The organism is Humidesulfovibrio sp., assembly GCF_031082295.1.
Lineage (GTDB): Bacteria > Desulfobacterota > Desulfovibrionia > Desulfovibrionales > Desulfovibrionaceae > Humidesulfovibrio.
In genome coordinates this window covers 20,158-44,259 of sequence record NZ_JAVHLD010000017.1, presented here as the reverse complement: position 1 = coordinate 44,259, position 24,102 = coordinate 20,158, and the positions used below count along the sequence as shown (strand labels likewise).

At 64.7% G+C, this 24,102-nt stretch carries 23 protein-coding genes; 7 read left to right on the top strand and 16 right to left on the bottom strand.

Going from position 1 to position 24,102, the window contains the following annotated elements:
- Positions 1–36 precede the first annotated feature (36 nt).
- Complete coding sequence (locus RDU24_RS10225) at positions 37–390, top strand: IscA/HesB family protein (protein WP_308735653.1); 354 nt, start codon at positions 37–39, stop codon at positions 388–390.
- A 78-nt stretch (positions 391–468) separates the two neighbouring features.
- On the opposite strand, the gene RDU24_RS10220 is transcribed toward RDU24_RS10225, so the two are convergent.
- The 5 genes from RDU24_RS10220 to RDU24_RS16005 all read right to left on the bottom strand — a co-directional run bounded on the left by RDU24_RS10220 (position 469) and on the right by RDU24_RS16005 (position 4,728).
- Positions 469–855 (bottom strand): Rid family detoxifying hydrolase, encoded by a 387-nt coding sequence (locus RDU24_RS10220; protein ID WP_308735652.1) that lies wholly within the window; start codon positions 853–855, stop codon positions 469–471.
- Between the two features lie 14 nt (positions 856–869).
- Entirely contained in the window at positions 870–1,901 is a 1,032-nt protein-coding gene (locus RDU24_RS10215) for a nucleoside recognition domain-containing protein (RefSeq protein ID WP_308735651.1), read from the bottom strand.
- A gap of 129 nt (positions 1,902–2,030) precedes the next feature.
- Positions 2,031–4,241: a ferrous iron transport protein B gene (feoB, locus tag RDU24_RS10210; protein WP_308735650.1), complete on the bottom strand. Its 2,211-nt coding sequence runs from the start codon at positions 4,239–4,241 to the stop codon at positions 2,031–2,033.
- Positions 4,242–4,484: a FeoA family protein gene (locus RDU24_RS10205; RefSeq protein WP_308735649.1), complete on the bottom strand. Its 243-nt coding sequence runs from the start codon at positions 4,482–4,484 to the stop codon at positions 4,242–4,244. It lies immediately after the preceding gene.
- A 46-nt stretch (positions 4,485–4,530) separates the two neighbouring features.
- Entirely contained in the window at positions 4,531–4,728 is a 198-nt protein-coding gene (locus tag RDU24_RS16005; protein WP_374989759.1) for a FeoB-associated Cys-rich membrane protein, read from the bottom strand.
- Positions 4,729–4,916: 188 nt separating this feature from the next.
- Between RDU24_RS16005 and RDU24_RS10200 the strand changes: the two genes are divergently transcribed.
- Together RDU24_RS10200 and RDU24_RS10195 are read left to right on the top strand one after the other, a co-directional pair.
- Entirely contained in the window at positions 4,917–5,171 is a 255-nt protein-coding gene (locus tag RDU24_RS10200) for a hypothetical protein (protein ID WP_308735648.1), read from the top strand.
- 116 nt (positions 5,172–5,287) lie between these two features.
- Entirely contained in the window at positions 5,288–6,376 is a 1,089-nt protein-coding gene (locus tag RDU24_RS10195; protein WP_308735647.1) for a glycerol dehydrogenase, read from the top strand.
- A gap of 11 nt (positions 6,377–6,387) precedes the next feature.
- Here RDU24_RS10195 and RDU24_RS10190 read toward each other — a convergent pair whose 3' ends face one another.
- The 4 genes from RDU24_RS10190 to RDU24_RS10175 all read right to left on the bottom strand — a co-directional run bounded on the left by RDU24_RS10190 (position 6,388) and on the right by RDU24_RS10175 (position 10,461).
- Complete coding sequence (locus tag RDU24_RS10190; protein ID WP_308735646.1) at positions 6,388–7,929, bottom strand: RsiV family protein; 1,542 nt, start codon at positions 7,927–7,929, stop codon at positions 6,388–6,390.
- Between the two features lie 123 nt (positions 7,930–8,052).
- A complete protein-coding gene (locus tag RDU24_RS10185; protein WP_308735645.1) occupies positions 8,053–8,796 on the bottom strand; it encodes an amino acid ABC transporter ATP-binding protein in 744 nt (247 codons plus the stop codon).
- Positions 8,783–9,565: an amino acid ABC transporter permease gene (locus RDU24_RS10180; protein ID WP_308735644.1), complete on the bottom strand. Its 783-nt coding sequence runs from the start codon at positions 9,563–9,565 to the stop codon at positions 8,783–8,785. Before RDU24_RS10180 ends, RDU24_RS10185 begins: the two co-directional genes overlap by 14 nt.
- Before the next feature lie 92 nt (positions 9,566–9,657).
- Positions 9,658–10,461 carry a basic amino acid ABC transporter substrate-binding protein gene (locus RDU24_RS10175; RefSeq protein ID WP_308735643.1) on the bottom strand — a complete coding sequence of 268 codons (804 nt, stop codon included), beginning with the start codon at positions 10,459–10,461 and terminating at the stop codon, positions 9,658–9,660.
- A gap of 387 nt (positions 10,462–10,848) precedes the next feature.
- Between RDU24_RS10175 and RDU24_RS10170 the strand changes: the two genes are divergently transcribed.
- Positions 10,849–11,997 carry an AI-2E family transporter gene (locus tag RDU24_RS10170; protein ID WP_308735642.1) on the top strand — a complete coding sequence of 383 codons (1,149 nt, stop codon included), beginning with the start codon at positions 10,849–10,851 and terminating at the stop codon, positions 11,995–11,997.
- Positions 11,994–13,352, top strand: coding sequence for an MltA domain-containing protein (locus tag RDU24_RS10165; RefSeq protein ID WP_308735641.1), 1,359 nt, complete (start codon positions 11,994–11,996; stop codon positions 13,350–13,352). The genes RDU24_RS10170 and RDU24_RS10165 overlap by 4 nt, the downstream gene beginning before the upstream one ends.
- Before the next feature lie 84 nt (positions 13,353–13,436).
- Here RDU24_RS10165 and RDU24_RS10160 read toward each other — a convergent pair whose 3' ends face one another.
- The 7 genes from RDU24_RS10160 to RDU24_RS10130 all read right to left on the bottom strand — a co-directional run bounded on the left by RDU24_RS10160 (position 13,437) and on the right by RDU24_RS10130 (position 20,528).
- The gene (locus RDU24_RS10160) at positions 13,437–14,036 is read right to left on the bottom strand and encodes a peroxiredoxin (protein WP_308735640.1); all 600 of its coding nucleotides are present in this window, start codon (positions 14,034–14,036) and stop codon (positions 13,437–13,439) included.
- Between the two features lie 27 nt (positions 14,037–14,063).
- On the bottom strand, positions 14,064–14,621 hold the full coding sequence (locus RDU24_RS10155; RefSeq protein ID WP_308735639.1) for a peroxiredoxin family protein: 558 nt from the start codon (positions 14,619–14,621) through the stop codon (positions 14,064–14,066).
- Between the two features lie 196 nt (positions 14,622–14,817).
- Positions 14,818–15,540: a 4Fe-4S dicluster domain-containing protein gene (locus RDU24_RS10150; RefSeq protein ID WP_308735638.1), complete on the bottom strand. Its 723-nt coding sequence runs from the start codon at positions 15,538–15,540 to the stop codon at positions 14,818–14,820.
- Between the two features lie 11 nt (positions 15,541–15,551).
- Positions 15,552–18,605, bottom strand: coding sequence for a formate dehydrogenase-N subunit alpha (gene fdnG, locus RDU24_RS10145; protein ID WP_308735637.1), 3,054 nt, complete (start codon positions 18,603–18,605; stop codon positions 15,552–15,554).
- A 29-nt stretch (positions 18,606–18,634) separates the two neighbouring features.
- Entirely contained in the window at positions 18,635–18,877 is a 243-nt protein-coding gene (locus RDU24_RS10140) for a hypothetical protein (RefSeq protein WP_308735636.1), read from the bottom strand.
- Between the two features lie 128 nt (positions 18,878–19,005).
- A complete protein-coding gene (locus tag RDU24_RS10135) occupies positions 19,006–19,890 on the bottom strand; it encodes an IS1595 family transposase (RefSeq protein ID WP_308735635.1) in 885 nt (294 codons plus the stop codon).
- A 56-nt stretch (positions 19,891–19,946) separates the two neighbouring features.
- The gene (locus RDU24_RS10130; RefSeq protein ID WP_308735634.1) at positions 19,947–20,528 is read right to left on the bottom strand and encodes a peroxiredoxin family protein; all 582 of its coding nucleotides are present in this window, start codon (positions 20,526–20,528) and stop codon (positions 19,947–19,949) included.
- Positions 20,529–20,770: 242 nt separating this feature from the next.
- On the opposite strand from RDU24_RS10130, the gene RDU24_RS10125 reads away from it, so the two are divergent.
- Positions 20,771–22,105 carry an ABC transporter substrate-binding protein gene (locus RDU24_RS10125; RefSeq protein ID WP_374989760.1) on the top strand — a complete coding sequence of 445 codons (1,335 nt, stop codon included), beginning with the start codon at positions 20,771–20,773 and terminating at the stop codon, positions 22,103–22,105.
- On the top strand, positions 22,102–24,096 hold the full coding sequence (locus RDU24_RS10120; RefSeq protein WP_308735633.1) for an ATP-binding protein: 1,995 nt from the start codon (positions 22,102–22,104) through the stop codon (positions 24,094–24,096). The genes RDU24_RS10125 and RDU24_RS10120 overlap by 4 nt, the downstream gene beginning before the upstream one ends.
- Positions 24,097–24,102: the final 6 nt, after the last annotated feature.

Here is a 24,102-nt window from a genome sequence, read left to right as displayed (position 1 = left end):
CATACCTAAACACAACTTCGCACACAAGGAGCGCCCATGATCACATTGAGCGAAGCCGCCCGCGACCAGCTCGACGGCTATTTTGCGGACAAGGAGAAATCCCCCCTGCGCATCTTCCTGGCAGGGGGCTGCTGCGGACCCAAGCTGTCCTTGGCCCTGGACGAGCCCCGCGACGGCGACGAAACCGTTGAATGCCTGGGTTACACGCTGCTGGCGGAGAAGGCTCTGCTCGCCTCGGCGGGCAAGATCGCCATCGACGCGGGCGAGTACGGCTTCTCCGTGGAGTCCGAGAATCAGCTCGGCGGCGGCTCTGGCGGTTGCGGTTCCGGCGGCTGCGGCAGCGGTGACTCCGGCGGCGGTTGCGGCTCTGGCGGCTGCGGCTGCTCCTAGGTCCGGCTCCCGGCAAAGAGAAATGGCGGCGTCCTCCCTGGGGGGCGCCGCCATTTGTATTTCGCGATTTGGCCGGGCCTAGGGGAGGGCCGCCACCACCCGCACTTCCACCTGGGCCTCGCGCGGCAGCGCGGCCACGGCCACGGCGGCCCGGGCGGGCTTGTGGCTGGTGAAGTAGGTGCTGTAAATTTCGTTGAACTCGCCAAAGCGGCCCATGTCGATAAGGAAGACATCGACGGAGAGCACGCGCTCAAGGCTTGAGCCGGCGGTCTCCACCACGGCGCGCACGTTGTCCAGGGCCTGCCTGGTCTGGATGGCGAAGTCCTCCGGGATGATCCCGGTGGCCGGAATGATGCCGAGCTGGCCGCTTAGGAACACCAGTCCGCCATAGGTCACGGCCTGGGAATAGGGGCCGATGGCGGCGGGAGCGTTGGCGGTCTGGACGGTCTTCGGTTCCGGTGACATGAAAACTCCTTGGTTCAGGGTGCAGGGGTGCGCGCCAGGTCGGACCACAGCAGGCGGTCCGCCAGCCCCGGGGCCAGGCGCGCAGAGCATTTGACAAGCAAGGCCGTGGCCCCAAGCGCAAAGAGGAGCCGAGCCCACAGGATGCCGGAGAGGTGCGCCCCCAGCATGGCCATGAGCAGGGTGTCCTCGATGAGGCTGTGGCACAGGCCCATGAGGGTAAGGGAGAAAAATACGTCGCGCTTGTCCACGCGGCCGCTCTGGGCTTCGTTGATGATGAGCCCGCCGCCGTAGGTCACGCCGAGGGTCAGGCCGGCCACGGTGATGCCCGAGGCCGCCTGGCCGATGCCGATGAATGCCAGCACTGGCCGCAAGAGCCGGTTCAGCAGGCCGATGGCGCCCACCTCGGTCAACAGGCGCATCACGGCCATGAGCGCGGTGATGATGAGCGCGATGGACACGAGCTTGCTGGCCTCGCCCACGGCCCAAAGCCAAAGCGACGGGGCCGGGTCTGCCTGGGGGTGGGCGAAGAGCACCACGGCGGGATCTTGCAGGGTGCCGCTGGCGTGGTAGGCGGCGTTCAGGATCATGCCCAGGATGAGCGCGCCGAAAAAGCGCGACAGGATCTGGAAGCGCAGGCGCGCGCCGGACTTGCGCGCGATGCCGAGCTCCACCGGCATGTTGTGGGCCACCAGGATCAGCGTGGCCAGCACCGTCATCTGGGCCTGGGTCAGGGTGGTGTTCAGCGTCAGGAAGACGATGATGGCGCTGTAAATGTTGTTCAAAAGCGCCGTGGCCCAGACCAGGCCCATCTCCGGCGGCAGGCCCACCAGGGTCATGAGCGGGGTGAGGGGCCAGGCCAGCCACGGCACCGCACCAAGCTCCTGCAGAACCTTCACGCCGATGACCACCGGAACCATGACCACGAAGAGCTCGCGGCACACGCGCAGGCTCTGGGCCAGCACCTCCCAGACGGCGCGGCGCAATGCCGCGGCCAGGGAAGAGGCCGTTTGGTTGGGGGCTGTCGCGAGGGTTGTCCTGTCGGGCATGCGCGCCGAACATAGGCGGTTTGGCCGCGAAAGGGAAGCCTGTGCAGGGCCGTTGGGCGGGCCATTTGCGCAAGAAACCCCGACAGCCTTGCGGCTGCCGGGGCGTTGGGGTGGGGCGAGGCCGTGGCGCTAGCTGAACAGCCGCGCGGTTTGGAACACCGCCACGGCGGCCACGAAAGCCAGCGAGGTGTTGAAGGTCATGGCGAAGACGGCCCACTTCCAGCTGGACTCGCGGGCCATGGTCACGATGGTTACGGAGCAGGGCGCGTACAGGATGACGAAGATGATCAGCGCCAGGGCGGCGGAGCGCGGGAAGCTCGGATCCGCAGCCATGAGCCTCGACAACGGTTCGGCGTCCTCCGTGTCGATTTCGCCCAGGGAGTAGGCCGTGCCCAGGGTGGAGACGATGACCTCCTTGGCCGCCAGCCCGCCCACCAGCGCGATGTTCACGCGCCAGTTGAAGCCCGCCAAGTGGCTCACGGATTCCAAAGCCACGCCGGCGCGTCCGGCTGCGGAGGCCTTGAGCGCCTCCTCGGACCGGTCCGCGCCCACCTGCTTGAGGGCTTCCTCAAGCGCCGAGGCTTCCTGGCCCTGGGCCTTGGCCGCGTCGATCTGCTCCTGGACCGCCGCCTCGCGGGCGTCGAAGGCTGTGGCGCGGTCGGCGGGCAGGCCGGGGAAGGTCATGGCCGCCCAGAGCAGCACGGAGATGGCCAGGATGGTGGTGCCGGCCTTGCGCATGTAGTCCCAGGAGCGCTCCCAGGTGTGGATGCACAGGCCGGAGAGGGTGGGCATGCGGTAGGGCGGCAGCTCCATGACAAAGGGCGTGCTTTCGCCCTTGACCACGGTGGAGCGCAGCAGTTTTGCCACCAGCAGGGCCGCCACCCAGGCCGTGAGCGTCACCAGGGACATGACCCCGGCCTCTGAGCCTGGGAAGAAGGCCGCGGCCAGCATGAGGAACACTGGCACCTTGGCTCCGCAGGTCATGAACGGGGTGACGAGCAGGGTGGCCAGCTTTTCCTTGGGGCTTCTGAGCGCGCGGGTGGCCATGACGCCGGGCACGGCGCAGCCGCCAGCGATGCCGCCCGCAACGATGAAGGGCAGCACGCTGGTGCCGTGCAGGCCGAAGATGCGGAACACGCGGTCGAGCATGTAGGCCATGCGCGCCACGTAGCCGGAGTCCTCCAGCGCGGAGATGAGGAAGAACATGATCATGATGAGCGGCACGAAGCCAAGCACCCCGCCCACGCCGGCGATGACGCCGGACACCACAAGCGAGCGCAGGAGTCCGTCGGGCATGGCCGCCTCGGCGGTTTTGCCCAGCCAGGCGAAGGCGTCTTGGACCATCTCCATGGGCAGCGCCCCGGCCTTGAAGGTCAGGATGTAGACAAGGTAGATGACGAGCGCCATGACCAGCGGCCCTGCCAACTGGTGGGTCAGCACCTGGTCCATGCGGTCGGAAAGGCGGATGCGCTCGGCGTCCACCTTTGGGTAGCGCACCACCTGCCGGGCGATGCCGGTTATGTAGCCGTAGCGGTAGTCGGCGATGATGGCGTCGGGGCTGGCGCGCAAGGTCCGGCCCAGGTGTTCGGAAACCTTCGCCACCAGCGCCTCCAGCCGCGCCGCCACCTCGGGATTGGCCTCGCGGCAGCGGTTGATGATGGATTCGTCGCCCTCAAGGATCTTGATGCCCACCCATCTTGGCGGCACCTGCCCGACCAGTTCCCCGGCCTTGGTGATGATGGCTTCCATCTCCGCCAGCACCGGGTCCAGGTCTGGCCCGTAGGAAATGACAAGCGGATCCCAGCGGCCGTTTCTGTCCTTGGCGAGCAGGAAGGCCGCGTCGAGCAGCTCCTGCTTGCCCTTGCCCGAACGCGCCACGGTCTCGATGGCGGGGCAGCCGGTAAGTTTGGTCAGAAGGGCCGTGTCGATGTCCTTGCCGTGCTTGCGCACCTCGTCCATCATGTTCAGCGCCAGCACCAGCGGCACGCCCAGCTCAAGAATCTGCACGGCCAGGTACAGGTTGCGCTCCAGGGCGTCCGCGTTCATCACGTCGATGACCGCCGCAGGCCGGGTGTTGATGAGGAAGTTCCGCGCTGCCTTCTCTTCCTCGGAATAGGCGGTGAGGGAATAGGTGCCGGGCAGGTCCACGATGTCCACTTCCTGCGAGGTCGCGCCGGAGCCGACGCGGGCGTGGCCCATCTTGGTCACCACGGTGACGCCCGGCCAGTTGCCCACATGCTGGTGGGAACCGGTCAGGGCGTTGAACATGGTGGTCTTGCCGCAGTTGGGGTTGCCGGAAAGGCCGATGGTCATGCTGTGCTCTTGCACGAGGGTTTCCATCTAGCCCTCCACAAGTTCGACGACGATATGGTCGGCTTCGCTGTTGCGCAGGGTAAGGGTGAAGTCGCGCAGGCGCAGGGCCACCGGGTCGCGCAGCGGGGCCTTTCCCACCACGGTCACTTCCACGCCGGGCATGAGGCCCATGTCGCGAATGCGGCGGCCCAGTTCGCCCTGGGCGCCCACGGAGCAGATGCGCAGTTTCTGGTTCACCTGCGCCTGGCGCAGGGTGATGCAATTGTTCACGGGTGTCTCCTTGGATTGTGCGGCATGCGGGAAGGAGCGGCCGAGGCTAATGCCCGCAACCGCAACCCGAGTGGTTCAGGGGGCGCAAGGGGCGCGGCCCGGCTCCATTTTCTCCGCCGCAGGCTCCCTTGCTGGCGCAACCGCCACAGCAGGAGGACTTCCCCGTGAGCTTCCGGTAGAACTGCCAGGCCACAAGCCCGGCCACCACAGCCACAATCGCGTATACAATGATGTCTTGCCACATTGTCTTTCTCCTTTTGGCGCGCCCACGCGGGCCTGCACCATGCATGAAGAGAAGTAGTGATATTGAAAGTCGATGTCAAGTGGTATTCTCAGGCCTTGAAAATAAACGATTTCATAAAACAAGTGCGGGGTTGAGTCCCTTGCGGATTTGTGGTTGAATGCGATGACGAAATTCATTCGGAGGAATTCATGGGCAAGCGCTCGAAGAGGGAAAGAAACACGGAGCCGCAGAAGAAGGACGAGTTCTCGCCAGCGGACAAGCGTTTTGCCGGGACGCTCAACTACCTGGCGCGCGGAGTGATCCTGGGCGGGTCCTTGGCGGTCATGGCCGGGTGGCTTCTCCCCGAGGCCAACATGGGCCGGTTGCTTGGCCTTGGCCTGCTCGCCGGATGCCTGGCGGGCGTGACCATGAAGAACATCAACGACCGTAAAGAGGGCCGCTAGGCCACCTGTTCGGATGTGACGGGAGCCAAAAACACGCAGCCTTTCCTCCGCGCATCACGCGGAAGCAAAGAACAGCCTGCCCGGAACACGACGCCTTTCGGGCAAAGGGGAGGAGCATGCTCAGCACCACATTGTTTCCCGGGCGCTACGTGCAGGGCGCCGGAGCTCTTGCCCGCCTGGGCAGAGAGTTGGCCCGTCTGGGGCGCAGGCATTTTCTGGTCTGCTCCCCGCACCCCCTGGAGCAGCTTCTTCCCCCGCTGATGCCCGATCTGGAGCAGGCCGGGGCCGTTTGGGTGGAGCGTTTCGGCAGGGAGTGCACGGACCAGGAGATCAAGCGGCTGCTGGCGGCGGCCAAGGATTTCGGGGCCGAGACCGTGACCGCCATCGGCGGGGGCAAGACCATGGACGCGGCCAAGGCCGTGGCCTCAAGGGCTGGGCTCCCGGTGGCCGTGGTGCCCACCATCGCCTCAACGGACGCGCCCTGCAGCTCGGTTTGCGTGGTGTACACACCGGAGGGCGTGTTCCACCGGGTGGACCTGCTGCCCCGCAACCCTGATCTTGTTCTCGTGGATACCGAGGTCATGGCCAAGGCTCCGGCCCGGTTCCTGGTGTCGGGCATGGGTGATGCGCTGGCGACCTGGTTCGAGGCCGAATCCTGCCGCGTCAGCCGTGGCCGGAACATCGCCGGGGACGTCGGCTCCATGACCGCCCAGGCCTTGGCGCGGCTCTGCTACGAGACCATCCGGGACTGGGGGGTGTCGGCGCTCACGGCTTGCGAGGCCGGGGTGATCACGCCTGCCCTGGAGCGCGTGGTGGAGGCAAACACCTTGCTGAGCGGCCTGGGGTTCGAGAGCGGCGGCCTTGCCGCGGCCCACTCCATCCACAACGGCCTGACGGCCCTGGCCGGGTGCCACAGCAGGTATCACGGCGAGAAGGTGGCCTTCGGCGTGCTCGCGTCATTGTTCCTGACGGACAAGCCGCTGGCGCTCATCGACGAGGTGTACGCCCTGTGCGCGGCCCTTGGCCTGCCGACCACGTTCGCGGATTTGGGGCTTGAGGGGGTCACGGACCCGGAGCTGCGCCTGGTCGCCGAAAAGGCTTGCGCCCCGGAGGAGAGCATCCACAACGAGCCGGTGGAGATATCCCCGGCCCTGGTGCTCGCCGCCCTCAAGGCCGCCGACGCCGAGGGCCGCCGCAGAAAGTAGGCCTGTGAGCCTTACAGCATCGGCTTCGCGCCCAGGGCCTGCAGCAGCCTGGGGGACAGCAGCGGCAGCAGGCGAGGGTGCGCCAGCGGCACGCGCAGGGTCTGCGGCCCCTCTGCATAGCTGCCCATCTGGTACGGCGGGAAGCTGAACACCAGGTCCAGGCCGTCGATGACGAAAACCTGGAAATTCTCGGCCTTGGGCTCCAGCCCCTCGGGGAACACCCGGCCATCCAACACCAGCTCCATGCGCCGCGCCGCCAACTCCGAGAGCAGGGTCAGACCCGCCGGGAGATCCTTGAAGATGTCGCCCAACCCAAGGGCCTGCTGGTTCCTCACGTCGAACACGAAGGACGCGAAGGTCTGGTTGGGGTGCGCGCCGCCAGTGTCGCGGCTGGCCTCGAAGCGGACGGACCACAGGTCTGGCGAGGCCGTGAAGCTCTTGAAGGCCACCAGGTCCACGTTGGCCCTGGCATGGCCGCGGCCCACGCCAACAGTGCGCAGCAGTTCCAGCACCGCCTTCTTCCGGCCCTCGATGTAGTCGCGCAGGGTGGAGTCCAGCTGCCTGTGCCCGGTGACGGGCAGGGCGTAGCGGTAGTATTGCACCGGGCTGTAGGTGTGCGCCAGGCGCTTGACCTGGTGCACCAGCCGCCGCGTCGTCGGGCGCTCGCCGAAGGAGGAACCGCCAGGGCCGGTCAGGCCCAGCAGGCGTGGGCTGATGACCGCGTTCACGTCGCGGGCCAGGGAGTCCAGGCTGGCCAGATCCTCGTCGATGGAGCGCTGGAACCTGGCGCGCTCCGCGTCCAGCTCCTTGAGCCGCGCCAGCACCGGGGCGCGCTCGGCCCTGATCTTCTGCGCCTCCTGCTTTGTTATGGCTTCGTAGGTTCTGGCCGAGTCTGCCAGTTCGTCCACCAGGTCGCCGGAGGCCGTGTCGGCCTTGGGGCGGGGCTTCTCCACTGCCGGGATGCCGCGAAGCTTGGCGCCGTTTTTGAGTCTGCGCGCGGTGGAAAAGAACGCCGTGTCACCGTTGTTCAGCCGCACCAGATACAGGGCCGGGCCGAGTCGGCGCATCACCTTGGCCCCGTTCAGGGCGTCGGTGTCCACGGGCGGGTGCTCGGCGTAGAGGGCCGCGGCCTCATCCAGGGCCTTCTGGTGGCGCTGCCAGCGCTCGCGCATCTGCGGCGGGTTGAAGGCCGCCACGCGGCTCAAGGCCAGGCGCAGGTCGCCGGGGAGGGAGAGCACGCCGGTGTAGGACTGGTCGGAAGCCTTGCGCACCAGCTCCGCGCGCAGCCGCGCGAAGTCCGGCGAGGACGGGTCGGTGTCGTTGACGAGCACATCGAGCTGGCGCGCCACGCCGAGGGCGTCCAGGCCCGGCTGGAATTGCGCGGCCTGGGTGGCAGCGGTGGCGTTGACGGCAGCGGTCTCGGCAGCGGGGGGGGGCGTGGCCTCCGGCGAGGTGCGCCGTTCCAGTCCGCAGCCGCACAGGGCGGCCGGAAGCAGGGTCAAGGTCAGGGCCAGGGTGGCGAATTTTGTCTGGACGGGGGGCTGGTTGCGCATTGGTGCCTCCGATGTTGCCCCGAAGTTCTAGCGCTCCGGACGGCCCGATGCAAGGGAAAGGGCAAGGGCAATGAAAAAGGCCGCCTCCGGGGAGACGGCCTGTGGCGTTTCGGCGAGTTGCGCCTACAAAATCTGGCTGAGGAAGAGCTTGGTGCGGTCATGCTCCGGGTTGACGAAGAAGTGCTCGGGCGTGCCTTCCTCGATGATCGCCCCGTGGTCCATGAAGACCACGCGGTCTGCCACTTCGCGGGCAAAGCCCATCTCGTGGGTCACCACGGCCATGGTCATGCCTTCTTTGGCCAGGGTGACCATGACGTCCAGCACCTCGCCGATCATTTCCGGGTCGAGCGCGCTGGTGGGTTCGTCGAAGAGCATGATCTTGGGCGACATGGCCAGCGCGCGGGCGATGGCCACGCGCTGCTGCTGGCCGCCGGAGAGCTGTGCAGGGTAGGCGTGGGCCTTTTCCTTGATGCCGACCTTGTCCAGGAGCTTGAGCGCGATCTCGTCGGCCTCGGCCTTGGACATGCCCTTGAGCTTGATGGGGGCGAGCGTCAGGTTCTCCAGCACCGTTTTGTGCGGGAAAAGGTTGAAGCTTTGGAAAACCATGCCGAGTTCCATGCGCAAGCTGTTGATGTTCGTGGTGGGGGCGTTGATGTCGAAACCGTCCACGATGATGGTGCCGGAGTCGACGGTCTCAAGCTTGTTGATGGAGCGCAGCAGGGTGCTCTTGCCGGACCCCGAGGGGCCGATGATGACGACCTTTTCACCCAGGCTCATGGACATGGACACGTTGTTCAGGGCCTTGAGCGAGCCGAAGCTCTTGCTCACGTGGCGGATGTCGACGATGGGGGCGCTAGCGGCGGACATAGTGACTGAGCCTCGCTTCCATGATGCTCACGCCCTTGGACAGGATCAGCGTGATGACCAGATAGATCAGGGCGACCATGGTGTAGGTTTCAAAGTAGAGGAAGGTCTCGCTGGAGAACTCCCGGCCTCGGCGCAGAAGGTCGGATACCGCGAGGATGGACACAAGCGAGGTGTCCTTCAGCAGCGCGATGAATTCGTTGCCCACCGGGGGCAGGATGGTGCGCCACGCCTGGGGAAGGATGACCAGGAACATGGTCTGCTTGGTGTTGAACCCAAGAGAGCGGGCGGCCTCGGTCTGGCCCTTGTCGATGGCCGTGATGCCCGCGCGGAAGACCTCGCCCATGTAGGCGCCGTAGCACACGCTCATGGCGATGATGGCTGCGGTCAGGTCATGCACGTTCAGGAAGCGTCCCAGGGCGTAGTAGATGTAGAAAAGTTGCACCAGAAGCGGGATGCCGCGGATGATCTCCACATAGGTGGAGGCCAGCAGGTTGATGGCCTTGTTTCTGGACACGCGCCCCAGGCCGGTGATGAGGCCGATGACGCAGGCGCACAGGATGGACATGACCGTCACCTGGAAGGTGATGACCACGCCGTCCGCCAGATAGACCAACAGGCGCTGGTAGGGGTTCGGTTGGGCGATGACGAGGTAGAGGATGGCCGCCAGCGCGCCGATGATGCTGATGGTCCAGGCGTTGAAAAGCCCCCAGTCGCTTTTGCTGGGGATAGCCGCGCCTTCCCCGACGTCGATGATTCGTGTGTCGCTCATGCGTTCATGGCCTTTGGTTTGGAATGCCGGGGGGCCGCCTGTCGGCGGCCCCCCGGTGCGTAAGCTGTGGGACCGGTCCTGCTCGGGCCGGTCTACTTCATCTTGTGCTGTTCCTTGATCTTGTCGAAGGTGCCGTCGGCCTTGATGGCGGCCAGGCCCTTGTTCACGAGGTCAAGCACTTCCTTGTTGCCCTTCTTGACGGCGATGCCGATGTTCTCGACCTTGTCGCTCTTGAGGACAGAGGCGATCTTGATCTTGTCGGCGTACTTCTTGGTGGTGTAGTCGACGGCCACCGGGCTGTCGGCGACGACGGCCTGGATGCTGCCCTTCACCAAGTCTTCCATGGCCAGGCCCACTTCGTCGTAGGTCTTGATGGCCTTGAAGCCCTTCACGTCCTTGACGACAAAGTAGCTGGTGGTGCCGATCTGGGCGCCGATGCTCTTGCCCTTGAGGCCGGCCAGGTCGGTGGCCTTCTCGTTGATGCCGACCACGAGGATCTGCTCAATGGCCATGATGGGATCGGAGAAGTCCATGGTGGCCTTGCGCTCGTCGGTGATGGACACGCTGGAGGAGATGGCGTCGTACTTGCCATTGGCCAGGCCGGCGAAGATGCCGTCCCAGGCCACGTTCTTGAACTCGGCCTTGAAGCCGGCCTTCTCGGCGACGGCCTTGATCACGTCAACCTCGAAGCCGACGATTTCTTTCTGGTCGTTCATGTACTGCATGGGGGGGTAGGCGGCGTCGGAAGCGAAGACGATGGTCTTCGGAGCAGCGGGAGCGGCGGCGGCAGGAGCCTCGGCCTTCTTCTCCTCCTTCTTCTCGCCGCAACCGGCCACGCCCAGGGCGAGGACGGCGCAGGTGGCCACCAGCAACAGGGACTTGAACAGTCGTTTCATGAAATTTCCTCCAGTTGAAGCGTTCATTGAGTGCAACCACACGACAATACGCTCCCGGGCGAGGCGGTCATCATAACGCCTTGCCGGGCAGATTCCGTGAGCCAACGGCATGCCGGGCGATGGCGCACGGCACATCCTGATCCTTTAGACACATCGCGCCGAAAATACAAGAACCAGATCGAGGCTGCGAGCAATTGCCCGCGTTTGCAAAGCCGGTACACGCAGAAAGGGGCGGGGGAGCAAGTCTATTGCCAGCCGACCGCCCTTGACCGCGCAGCCCGCGAAGCTTACACAGGCCCGAGGTTCGTTTCCGCACGGCAACGCCGCCAGGACCGGTTCTTCGGCTGGGGGCTGGCCGTCGCAACACCACCGGGATCAATATATCTTATGATGAACAGCGAGCCGGAGACCCCGGACACCCCTCTGATCCTCACGCCACGGCATTCGAACAAGATCTTTGCCTATTTCATGCTGTTCTTTCTCGTGGTGGCGCTCATCTGGGGCTTTGTGCTGGTGGAGCCGTTCATCCACACCATCATCATCTCCGCCGTGCTCGCCATCATTTTTTCGCCGCTGTACGTGCGCATATGCTCACGCCTGGGCGAGCGGGCCAACCTCGCCGCCGGCATCACCGTGGCCGTGGTGGTCTTCGCCATCATCCTCCCGGCCGCCTTGCTTGGCTGGGGGCTTGTCACCCACGGCCTGGAGTCCGTTCAGGCCGTGACCCGCTGGATGGACCACGCCGACGCTTCGAATTTTCTTCGCGATAACCGCCTGGAGCCCTACCTTGCCTGGCTGAACGAGAAGATGCCCTTCCTGAAGCTTGATGAGGCCACGCTCCAGGCCAAGCTGCTTCAGCAAACGCGCGGCTTCGCGCAGTCCCTGTTCGACACCAGCGCGACCTTGGTCGGCAACGTGGCCAAGATTCTGCTGCGATTCTTCCTCATGATCTTCATGGTCTTCTACTTCCTGCGCGAAGGCCGGGTCATGGTGCAGAAGCTCAAGTACCTCGCTCCTCTGCCCACGCACCAGGAGGACGTTATCATCGACAGCCTGCAACGCGTGGCGCGCGCCGTGCTCTTCGGCAGCCTGTTCATCGCCATGCTCCAAGGCCTGGTAGGTGCGCTCGGACTTTACCTGGTGGGCATCCCGCCGCTGTTCTGGGGCACCATGATGGGCCTGGCCGCGCTGATTCCGGTCATCGGCACCGGGCTTGTCTGGATTCCCATGTCGCTGTACCTCTATGTTTTCGTCAGCCCCGGCAGCGCAGGGTTCTTCCTGTTCTGGAACGTCGTGCTCGTGACCAGCATCGACACCATCCTGCGGCCCATCCTCATGCGCAAGGCCGCGCAGGTCTCGCCGTTCTATATCTTCTTCGCCATCCTGGGCGGCATACATGCATTCGGGGCGCTGGGCATATTCTACGGCCCGCTGATCCTGAGCTTCCTCATGGTCATGCTCAAGATCTACAGCGAAGAGTACAATGAAGTGCTTACTTCAAGGTCCGACTACAAGTCCTACAGGAACGAACCATGACCAAACCGCTCTCCGGGCGTGTCCGCAAGGCCGCGTCCGTCTGCTTCCGACTCCTCGGACTCTTTCTTGTCGCCCTGGCCTGGAGCTGCGCCAAGCCCGTGGTCCCGCCCACGCCTGTGCCGCCTCCGCCGGTCAAGGTTGAGCGGCCCTGGTTCGAGCCCTTGAGCGCTGAGCAGGCCCTCTCCCGAGTGGCGCAGATGCACCCCTCCACCCAGGGCTTTACGTCCTGGCGCGACCTGGAGCCCGGACTCAAGGCCAATCTGTCCTACGTGTCCTCCAAACCCGCCGGGCAGGTGGCCGTGGACCGCCCCGGCCTGAAGCTCACCTGGGGGGCCTTGCGCCTGACCTTGGAGGACCTGCTCGGGGCTCTGCCGTATCTGGATGGCGACCCGGCCCTCTTGGCCCGGGTGTTCACCTGGTTCCCGGCCCAGCCGGAGGAGACCCTCGTCACCGGCTATTACGAGCCGTTTCTTGAGGCCAGCCTTGAGCCTGACCCGGCCTATCCCTACCCGGTCTATGGCCGCCCGCCGGACATGCTGACGGCGGACCTGGGCGAGTTCCACTCGCGCTGGAAGGGCCAGCAGCTCCACTATCGCCTGACGAAAAACGGCATCAAGCCCTACCACACGCGCGGCGACATCGACTTCGGCGGCGCGCTCAAGGGAAAGGGGCTGGAGCTGGCGTGGGTCAAGGATCTCATCGATTTGTACTTTCTGCACATCCAGGGCTCGGGCAGGCTCATCCTGCCAGACGGCAACGTGAAGCACATCCTCTACGCCCACAAGAACGGACGTGATCTGGCCATGCTTGGGCGCACGGTGATCCGGCGCGGTCACCTGACCCGCGACGAGGCCAGCGCGCCGCGCATCAAGAGCTTTGTGCAGCAAAATCCGCACCTGGCCCAGGACCTTTTGGCCGAGGACAAGAGCTATGTGTTCTTCAAATTGTCGGATGTCGGGCCTTTCGGCAGCATGGGCAGCCTGCTCACGCCCATGGGCTCCATCGCCGTGGACCGCTCGCAGATTCCGCTGGGTGCGGCCCTGGCCATGACCACGCCTTTGCCGGTGCCCCCCCAGGGCGGGCCGGGGCGTCTTTCCGGGCTCATGCTTGCCCAGGACACGGGCGGGGCCATCGTGGGCGGACATGTGGACCTGTTCTGCGGGTCCGGGACGTATGCGGAGTTCGTGTCCGGGCGCATGAAAAACCCCGGACAGCTCTTCCTTCTGGTGACCAACCGCGCCCTGGCCGACCTGCCCGCGCCTTCCGCCGCCAACGGAAACGGCAGCGTCAAGGGCAATGGCAATGGCACCCACGGCAATGGCGGCAAGAACGGCAACGGCGGCAAGACGCAGTAGCAGGGCTTGCGCATCAATGCGGCAGGGCCGCCAGGGAGACTGCACTCCCTGGCGGCCCTGCTGCCGTTTCATTGCTGCGGCGGGCTACTGCTTCAGCTTGTCCAGTTCGCTCATGATGACGCCAAGGTCGGGCCGACGGTTGATGTCAAAGGCCTTGGCGAAGCGGACGACGCCCTTCTTGTCGATGATGACGATGGCCCGTTCGCTGGTACCGCTTTTGCGCAGCAGGCCATACCTCTTGGCTACGTTTCCATGGGGGAAGTCGGACAGCACCGGGAACCACAGCCCGTGCATCTCCACCGTCCAGGCGTAGAGGCTTGGGACGTTGTCCACGCTGATGCCCAGGATCATGGCGCTACGCTCCTCGAACAGCTCGCGGGTCAGCTTGTAGCCGGGCCACTGGTCGGAGCAGACGGGCGTGAAGGCAGCAGGCACGAAGGAAAGCACGACATTCTTCTTCCCGCGGAAGTCCGACAGCCGGACCTTTCCGCCGGTGGTGTCGGGCAGGACGAAGTCCGGGGCCATTTGCCCGGGCCACACCTTGAGGGTGCTGTCCACGGGTTTGAGCTGGCCGGGGTCGTAGATCATGTCCTTCAGGTCGATGGCCCGGGCCGGAGCAGGCACAAGGCTCGCCGCTGCACAGAGCAGCGAGGCGAAGAGGACGAAGGCGCTCAACTTTCTCATGATCCCTCCTGCGGGGGCGGGGCGGGGCTAGCGCACGCCGGAGATGCGCAGCATGTTTTCAAGGAATTCCTCGCCGTTGCCGAAGGGGCCTTCCTGGATGTGGAGCACCTGGAAGCCCTTGCCGCCGGGCACGGGCTTGAGCACCATGTACGTCGGGGTATACACGTTGCCAAAGGTCTTGTGCAGCGCGTAGTCGCCGTCCTGGAACAGGGGCACGGGTATCTGGTATTGTTTGCGGAAGGCGTTGACCTCAAAGGCCGAGTTTCCAGCGCCCAGGCCCAGCATCTTGAGCTTTTTGCCCTCGGGGCGCGCGGTCAGGTTCTCGAACACGGCGTTCACGGACTTGGCGCTGGCCTGGCAACGCGGGCAGTACATGCTGAAAATTTCCACCAGCAGCGCGTCGGCCTTGACCTGGGAGAGGCGGAAGCTTTTTGCTCCTTCGGGCAGGCCCAGGTAGGCGGCCTCGGCCGGAAGGGGTGCGGCCTTGATCTCCATGTCGGGCAGGATTTCTCCGGCCTTGGGCTTGGCCATGGCCGGAGCGCAGAAGAGAAGCAAGGCCAGCAACGCGGCGGCGAATTGTTTCATGTCAGGCTCCTTGGCGCTCGGTTTGGCGTTGTGCGATCTGTTGAAACTAACCCTGGAATCGTCCTTGGCAAGAGGTGAGCGCTGAAATGCAATCGGGGGGGAGCTTCCGCTCCCCCCCGAAGGGGAAACCGCCAGTACTGGCTCGCCCTTCCCGGCGGTTTCCTATCTAGAGGTGCGTTCCACTAGCTCATTTAACCTAGCCCAGGAAGGCCCGGACCGGTCTGGTAAGCGCGGCCAATGCCTCCTGCCTGGTGTACAGGCGGCGGCTGGGGGTCGCGTCGGCCATAAGGGTCTTGGCATACAGGGCAGGCTTGTCCGCGGTCAGGAAGATGACGCGAACGGTTTCCTCGTCCACGAGCTGTGCGCCCGGGAACTTCTTCTTGGCCTCTGCCAGGCCCTTCTTGGCCAGTTCCAGCATGGCGTCACGGTCACCGAAGTTCATGGTTCCGGTGGGGCAGGACTGCACGCAAGCCGGGAGCTTCCCTGCCTTCACGCGGTCGTTGCACATGTCGCATTTGCTGATGATCTTGGTCTTCTTGTCCACGCGCGGGATGTCGTACGGGCAGGAAGAGCGGATCGTGGGCGCGTCTTCCTTGGCCGTCTTTTCGTTGTAGATCACGGCGCCGGTGTCCGGATCCTGGATGATGGAATCGGGCAGGGCCGCGCCGGACTTGCACGGGGCGTCCATGCAGTGGCGGCACTGATCGGGCAGGAAGAACCAGTGCATCTTGCCCTCGATCTCCTTCTCACTGAAGCGCACGAGGCGCAACGTGGTGGCGGAGAGGTCGGGCGGATTCTGGTGCGAGCCCGTGTTCACGGTCTTCTCGCCGGGCAGTTTCTTCCACTGCTTGCAGGCGACCTGGCAGCCACGGCAGGCGGTACATTTCGTCAGATCGACGAAGAAGCTCTTACCACTCATGACGTGCCTCCTTAAGCCTTCCGGACGTTGACCATGAAGGCCTTCGTCTCGGGTATGCCGGTGTTCGGATCGCCGACAGACGGGGAGAGCAGGTTGGCTGCGTCGCCGCCGTCCTTGGGGAATCTCCAGCCGAAGTGCCAGGGAATGCCGACCTCGTGCACGATGTTGCCTTGCACGACGAAGGGCTTGAAGCGCTTGGTCACGATGGCCTTGGCCCAGAGCTTGCCGCGCTCGTTCTCCAGCCAGACCTTCTCGCCGTTCTTGATGCCGCGAAGGGCAGCGAGTTCCTCGCTCATTTCGCAGAACATCTGGGGCTCGGCTTCAAGCAGCCAGGGCTGGTAGCGGGTCTGCAGACCCGTCTGCCAGTGCTCGGTGACGCGGTAGGTGGTGCACACGAACGGGAAGCGCGGGTCGCACACGGCGGCTTTCTCGCCGGCGAACTTGAGCGCGGTCGGGTTGTGCAGCACCTTGGAGTACGGATGGCTGGACACGGGGCAGTCCAGCGGCTCGTAGTACTCGGGGAAGGGGCCGTCGTTCAGGCCGGGGCCGTACAGCTGGGCCATGCCATGCTGCTGCATGATGAACGGATGCACGGAGCCGGGGGCGCCGCCGCCGTCCACCACGTCGATGTCCCAGCCCTTGCCGTTCCATGCCAGGACCGGCTTCTGCGGGGCGTAAGGCTTGCCAGTGGCGTCCACGCTGGCGCGGTTGTAGATGACGCGGCGGTTGACCGGCCAAGCCCATGCCCAGTTTGGGAACAGGCCCACCGCGGCCTGGGCCGGGGTCTGATCCTTGGAGCGCTTGGTCGAGCGGTTGTCCTTGGGGTCGGAGCCGACGTAGGAACCACAGTATATCCAGTTGCCGGAGCAGGTGCTGCCGTCGTCGCGCAGGGACGGGAACGAGGCGACCTGGGTGCCGGCCTTGAACACCTTCATGGTGCCGTCAGGCTGCTTAACCTCAACGTCCTTCAGGTAGTAGCCGTTGATGAGCTTGGCGGTCTTGTGCACGTCAAACTCGTGTCCGTTGCCCATGTCCTCCCAGTTGAGGCCAAGCACGGGCTCGGGGAACACGCCGCCTTCCTTCTTGTACAGCTCGCGCACCTTCTGGGCCAGCTCGTAGATGATCTCGCCGTCCGGGCGGGAGTCGCCAAGAGGCTTCGGACCCTGCTGGCGCCACTGCATCCAGCGGCCGGAGTTGGTGATCGAGCCTTCTTTCTCGATGGACACCGCGCAGGGCAGCATGAAGACCTCGGTCTTGACCTTCTTGGGGTTCATGCCCGGACCCTGCCAGAAGCTGCCGGTCTCGTTGTCGTAGATGTTGACGTTGACCAGCCAGTCCAGCTTGGTCAGCGCCTCGCGGGTCTTGTTGGAGTTGGCGCCCGAGCAGGCGGGGTTCATGCCCCAGGCGAAGAAGCCCTTGAACTTGCCCTTCAGCATCTCGTCGAAGAGCACCAGCCAGGAGGCGTTCTGCCCGGCGTCGAGCTTGGGCATCCAGTCGTAACCGACAGCCGGCTCGGCGCTCTTGTAGAAGCTCTTGATGAGGCTCACGGCGTATTTGCCGTAGTTCTTCTTCCAGTTCATGCTCTTCGGGTCATTGGAGACCGGGGTGACGAGCTTCTTGTAGTCGTCGAGCGTGGGCTGGGCGGTTGACGGCGTGGGCATGTAGCCGGGGATGATGTGGTAGAGCAGGGCCTGGTCGGTGGAGCCCTGGACGTTGGACTCGCCGCGCAGCGCGTTGACGCCGCCGCCAGCCACGCCCATGTTGCCGAGCAGCATCTGCACGATGCTCATGGCGCGGATGTTCTGCACGCCGACGGTGTGCTGGGTCCAACCCATGGCGTACATGACGGTTCCGGCCTTGTCAGGCTTGCCCGTGGCCGCATAGGCCTTGTAGACGGCCAGGAGCTTGTCTTCGGGGGTGCCGGTCATGTCCACGGCGTTCTTGACGCTGTAACGGCTGTAGTGCTTCTTCATGAGCTGATAGACGCAGCGCGGGTCCTGGAGGGTGTTGTCGCGCTTGGGCACGCCCTTGTCGTCCATGGCGAACTTCCACTTGGACTTGTCGTACTTGCGGGTGGCCTCGTCGTAGCCGCTGAACATGCCGTCCTTGAACTCAAAGTCGTTGCCGACGATGAAGGACGCGTTCGTGTAGTTGGCCACGTATTCCTTGAAGATCAGGTCATTGGACAGAATGTAGTTGATCAGGCCGCCCAGGAAGGCGATGTCCGACCCGGAGCGCAGGGGCGCGTAGATGTCGGCTTTCGCACTGGTTCTGGTGAAGCGGGGGTCGACGTGGATCAGGGTTGCGCCCTTTTCCTGCGCCTTGGTGACCCACTTGAAGGAAATGGGATGGTTTTCGGCAGCGTTGCTGCCCATGATAAGAATGCAATCACTGTTCTTCAGGTCGATCCAGTGATTGGTCATCGCGCCGCGTCCGAACGACTCTGCCAGAGCCGCTACAGTTGCGCTGTGTCAGATACGTGCCTGGTGCTCGATGTACACCAGGCCGAGGGAACGCAGGAACGCCTGGTAGGCCCAGCATTCCTCGTTGTCGATGGCTGCGGAGCCGACGCTCGCCAAGCCGTCGCAACGGTTGACGGTCTGGCCCTTGGCGTTCTTGGTCGCGAAGGTGGCATCGCGGTCGCGCTTGATGTTCTTGGCGATGCGGTCAAGCGCCCAGTCCCAGGACTTGACTTCCCACTTGGTGCCGTAGGGCTTGCGGTACATGACCTTCTGCAGGCGCGGGTTGGGCTGTCCGGGGGTGCCTTCGGCCAGCTGGTAGATGCTGGCGCCCTTGGCGCACAGCGCGCCTTCATTGATCGGATGGTCGGGATCGCCCTCGACGTTGATGGCACGCTTGGTGCCGGAAAGGGCCGTGTTGACGATGAGTCCGCAACCGACTGCGCAATAGCAGCACGCGGTGGTGGTCTGCTTGCTCCAGTCCGGCTTGAGCATGGCGATGCGGTCGACGGCTGCGGGCTTCATTGCAAAGCCGATGCCGCCAAAGGCAGTGCTCAAGGCCGCTGCGGCGGAGAGTTTCAAGAACCCTCTGCGCGAAAGCTTCATGTGGCCTCCGTTGTTATGGGTTTGCATCCTTAACTTCCCAGCGTCTCCCGGCTGAGCCGCACCAAAAGGCGGTAGCCGGAAAGCACAGGAGGCGTTTCGGCACGGGGCTCGGCCTTGGGCGCTTCGTGTTTGACGAAGGGCTTGAGCACGAGTCCGCGCACCTTGCGCCGAACCTCTGCCAGGTCCAGGCCAAGACCCCCGAAGGGCAGGGTCGACAGGCTCGGACCATTTTGTGTGTTGGCCCCCTGGGGAGCGTTGGATAGGGTATCCATAGTACCTCCACTCTATAGTGTTCTTCCTAGCACAACAAGTGGGGTCTGCGTCAAACAAAGCGTTTCCTGCGCAAGGTTTGGCACTGGCAGGCTGAGGCTGGGCTCAGGGCTCGGCGAAAGGAGGCTCTTTACGGATTGGCGGAGGCTGGGGCTGCTGAAGGGATTGGAGCGCACAGCGCGTCGAGGAACAGCGGCAGGAGGTCTTCGCCCTGACGGTTGTAGCGCAGCTCAAGTTCTTTCAAATACAGCGGGAAGCGCCGGGCGGAGAGCCCCTTGAACTGGCGCAGCCGGTCACGGGCATAGAGCCAGAAAGGGCTGCCGGCTTCGGCAAAGGGGGAGCCCTGGTGGCGCAGGAGATAGTGGTAGGGCAGGCGGTCGTCGCCGCAAAGAATGAGGCCGTCGTAGGTCTTGTAGCGGTCCGTGATCAGGATGTGCCCGAGGCGCGCCACGCGCAGGTGGAAGTTGTGGTTGAAGTGCAGCACACTCTCCGCTGTAAGCTCCGGCACCATGTCCACGAACACGCGCCGCCCCTGGCTCAGGATGCCGTAGACCGGAACCTCGCCGACAAGGGCTTCGGGCGCGGGGCAGAGCTTGGAATTGCTGAACAGGTCGCTCAATCCGGTCTGCTGGCTGAAGAGCTGGTTGGCATCCGCGCCCTGGGCCAGGATGGCAAGGCGCAGGACCGTCAGGGCCTTGAAGGCCGTGTTGTACGAGATCCCGGTGGCGAGCGCGGCCTCGCGGGTGCTGGCGTCCAGCGCAAATGCGCGGGCCAGTTCAATCCATTGCGCGGGGGTGAGGCCGCTTAAGTTGAGCCAGCGGCCGGTGAAGTCGTGGAAAGTGTAGCGGCAGGCCCCGCACCGCAAGCGGCCCTCGGCCAGGGCGTAGGGGGCTTCGGCGCGGCAGCGAGGGCAGAACTTCTTGCCGTCGGGCCAACAGCGCCAAAGCAGCGTGGCCCTGGCCCTTGCTTCGGCGTCCTGGCTCTCCTCCCCAGCTGTCGTCATCCCCTCGGTCATGTCGCTCCCTGCATGTGCTCTTGCGAGAATCCTAGTGCCAGATCTTGAGGCGGTTGTCACTGTCCGGAAAGCGGCTTGGCGTGGCCCGAGGGGGCGGGCAGCGCACGCAGGAAGGAGTCCAGAAACGCGTCGGGGTCTTCGATGAACTCGCCCTGGCGCACGCTCAAAAGGCGCAGGCGTCCCCCGATGTTGCTGAGGGCGTAGAGGGTCGGCACCACCGGGCTGCCCAGGCGCTTGTGCGCAGCCAGGGCCGGGTCGGGCACAAGGGCGAAGGGCAGGCCGCCGTGCCGCTGCGTGAAGCGTTCCACCAGGGCCTCGTCATCGCCGGTGGCCAGCCCCACCATGCGGATGCGCTCGGCCAGGCCGCGCTCGCGGATGCGCCGCGCAAGATCCTTGATGCGCGGCATTTCCTTGTGGCAGGGCGGGCAGAAATAGCTCACCAGCAGCACGAGCAGCCCCTGTGCCGGAATGCGCGAGAGGCTGGTCGGCCCGGCGGAGGCCAGGCCCAAGGCCGCTGCGTTCTGAGCGGAGAGGTGCAGCGCCAGGTCCGGGAAGGCCGCCGAGGGCTGCGCCGCCAGACCCCGTTCGGGCAGGGCCGCCAGAAGCATCGACAGGCTCAAGGCAACGGCGAGGGCCATGGACATGATCTTCGGCAACTGCCTGGGAAGGGCGCGGAAAGGACGATATTCGCTCATTCGAAGATGTTGCATATTCGGTGCGATGCCACCTTGCGCTGGTTTTGGCAAGGGGGGGTGCCTGGATGAGGGGGTGTCGGGCGCGATTTCTGTTGAAGCGCTGGCGCAACTGTCGTAGCGTCGTTCGTGGGTTTCATTTGCAAACGTCTTTCGTGAGCTGGTCTTTCCGGCCTGGAGGTGTGGTGGTGAGGTTGCCTCGTTGCGTGCGGATTTCCTCGACCCTAGCGGCTTCCACTGGTCTCGCGCTTTTTTTGTGCCTGCTCCTGGCCCTTTCCGGCTGCGACTCCAAAGGCGAGAAGGTGGCCTCCGAGCGCCAGACCCCCGGCGTGACGGACAAGGTCATCGCCCTGGGGTCGTCGCTGGCCCTTTCCGGCCACGCCAGCTACCTGGGCACACAGACCCTGCGCGGGGCGCTCTCCTACATCAAGCACATCAACGACCAGGGCGGGGTATGGGGGCGGCGCATCGAACTGACCGCCTACGACGACTCCTATGACCCGCCCCGCTGCCTGGCCAACACCCAAAAGCTCATCGTGCAGGACCAGGTCTTCGCCCTGTTCTGCTATGTGGGCACGCCCACCACGGTAAAGATACTGCCCCTGATCGAGGACGCGCGCATTCCGCTGCTGGGCATGTTCACCGGGGCCAACGCGTTGCGCGAGCCCTTCAACCGCTATGTCATCAACATCCGCGCTTCCTATTACCAGGAAACCGCCGCCGCCGTGCGGCACCTGGTGAAAGACCTCGGGCTTACGCGCATCGCAGTGTTCTATCAGTATGACGCCTACGGGTTCGACGGTCTCACCGGTACGGAACTGGCACTGAAGGAGTTCGGGCTGGAGCCCGTGGCGCGCGGCTTTTACGTGCGCGGCACCCTCGATGTGGCCGACGGCCTGGCCAAGATCCAGAAGTCCGGGGCCGAGGCCGTCGTCATGATCGGCACCTACGACCCCTGCGCCAAATTCATCCAGCTTGCCGCCGAGCGTGGCTTCCAGCCCATCTTCCACACAGTGTCCTTCGTGGGCGCGGAGGAACTGGCCCGCCGCCTGGGCGACAACCCAGGCCAGGTGGTGGTCATGTCCCAGGTGGTGCCGCCCTTCGAAGGCCCGGAAGCCCGCCAGCTGCTGGGCAGCGCCGAGGAGTACGTGCACCTGCTGGCCAAGTATTTCCCCGACGACAAGCCCAACTCCGTCGGCCTGGAGGGCTACATCAACGCCCGCATCCTGGTGGAGGGCCTGAAGCTGGCCGGCCGCGAGCTGACGCGCGAGGGGTTCATCAACGCCATCGAGTCCATTCGCGACTACACCCTGGGGCCAGGCACTGTGGTTTCCTTCGGGCCGGACAACCACCAGGGCATGGAGCGAGTGTACTTCACCCGGCTGGCGGGGGGGCACTTCGTGCTCATCAGCGATTGGCCGGAGGTGCTGCACGCGCTGGATGAGGTTCGAGCGCACGCCAATGCCACGGCCAAGGGTCCGGCCAATGCCCACGCTCCCATCCCCACGGGGGCGCGGCCATGAGCCTCCTCCGAGATTCCCTCAAGCGCTACGGCGGCTTAAGCCTGAAGAACAAGATCTTCGGCTCCATCCTTGCGGTGGTGCTGCTCATCAGCGTGGCCATCGCCTTCGTGGCCCGGTACATCCTGGTGTCCTCGCTGACGAGCGAGCTTGAGATGCGCGGCAGCGCCGTGGCCCACTCCATCGCCGAGCGCGGCAGCACCTTCATGCTCGACAAGAAGTACCCCCAACTGCTCTCGCTGATCTTCGACGAGGCCCGGCTGCACGAGCGCAAGCACCTCATCTCCTACATCTTCATCACCGACCAGGGGGGGGAGGTGCTGGCCCATACGCTGGTGCGCCCCTTCCCCAGCGAACTGCGGCTGGCCAACCAGGTGCCCCAGAACGAGAACCGCAGCGTGCGCCTGGTCACCGTGGAGAACGAGTCCATCCACGACATCGCCGTGCCCATCAAGGAAGGCCTGTACCGCATCGGCACCGTGCACGTGGGCCTGTCCAAGAGCCACATCGACAGCCTCATATCCAAGCTGCGCCTGACGTTCCTGGGCTTCATCTCCGCCATCATCGGCATCATCTTTTTCCTCTCAAACCGCATCACCCAGTACATCACGCGGCCCATTTCCAAGCTCACGCGCATCTCCGATGAACTCTCGCGAGGGAATTTCGACATCAGCCTGGACTTCCAGGAAGATGACCAGAACTGGCGGCCCGCAGAGTGCCCGGCCTATGTGAACACCGAGATGCCCTGCTGGCACTTCGACCAGTCGGCCCGACAGGCGGCGACGCACCGCACCTGCAAGAACTGCGTGTTCTACCGCAAGCGCAGCGGCGACGAAGTCGTCCAGCTGGGCGACAGCTTCCGCAACATGGTCTGGAGCATCAAGCTCTATCGCAGGCGCCTGCGCGAGAGCGAGGAGAAGTACCGCTCCCTGTTCGACTCCGGCCCGGACCCGGTGTTCGTGGTGGACTGCGAGAACTTCCAGATCGTGGACGTCAACCCGCGCGCCCTTGAACTCTACGGCTACGACAAGGACGAGCTTCTGGGCATGTCGTATCTGGCCCTTGGGCCGGAGAACCGCAGCGACTGCCTCATCACCTACGAGGGCAAGGGCGGCGGCTCGGGCTGCCTGTACCACCCCAAGGTGCTGCACTACAAAAAGGGCGCGAAGCCCTTCTACGTCAACGTCCACGCCTGCCCCATCTCCTATCGGGGGCGGCACGCCATCATCATCGCCGTCACGGACATCACCGAGATGATCGAGAAGGACGCCCAGGTCATCCAGGCGGGCAAGATGAAGTCGCTGGGCGAGATGAGCGCGGGCATCGCGCACGAGCTGAACCAGCCGCTCAACGCCATCAAGATGGGCAGTGAGTTCCTGGCCCTCATGGAAGAGCAGGGGCGCTCGGTCTCCCCGGAGCAGTTCCACCAGGTCGTGCTGGAGATAAGCGCCCAGGTGGACCGCGCCGCCGAGATCATCAACACCTTGCGGGCCTTCGGGCGCAAGGCCGAGATGCTGAAAGAGCGCATCGACGTGAACAAGCCCATCGGCAGCGTGCTGACTATCGTGCGCCGCCAGTTCGAGCTGGACAACATCCGCTTCAACCTTGACCTGGGCCAGAACCTGCCGACCATCCTGGCCCAGGACAACCGCCTGCAGCAAGTGTTCTTCAACCTGTTGACCAACGCCCGCGACGCCATCAACGAAGCCAGCCAGGCCTCGGACATGGACGCCGAGCGCGCGATCGGCCTGCGCACCTGCGCCGAAGGCGGAGGCGTCGGCGTGGAGATCTCCGACACCGGCGTGGGCATCCCCGACGATGTGCGCGACAAGATTTTCGAGCCCTTCTTCACCACCAAGGAAACCGGCCAGGGCATGGGCCTGGGATTGGCCATAACCTACGGAATTGTGCGGGATTACGGCGGCCAGATTCGCATCGACAGCGAGCCTGGGAAGGGAACCACCTTCCACCTGTTCTTCCCGCAGACGCATTAACGACAG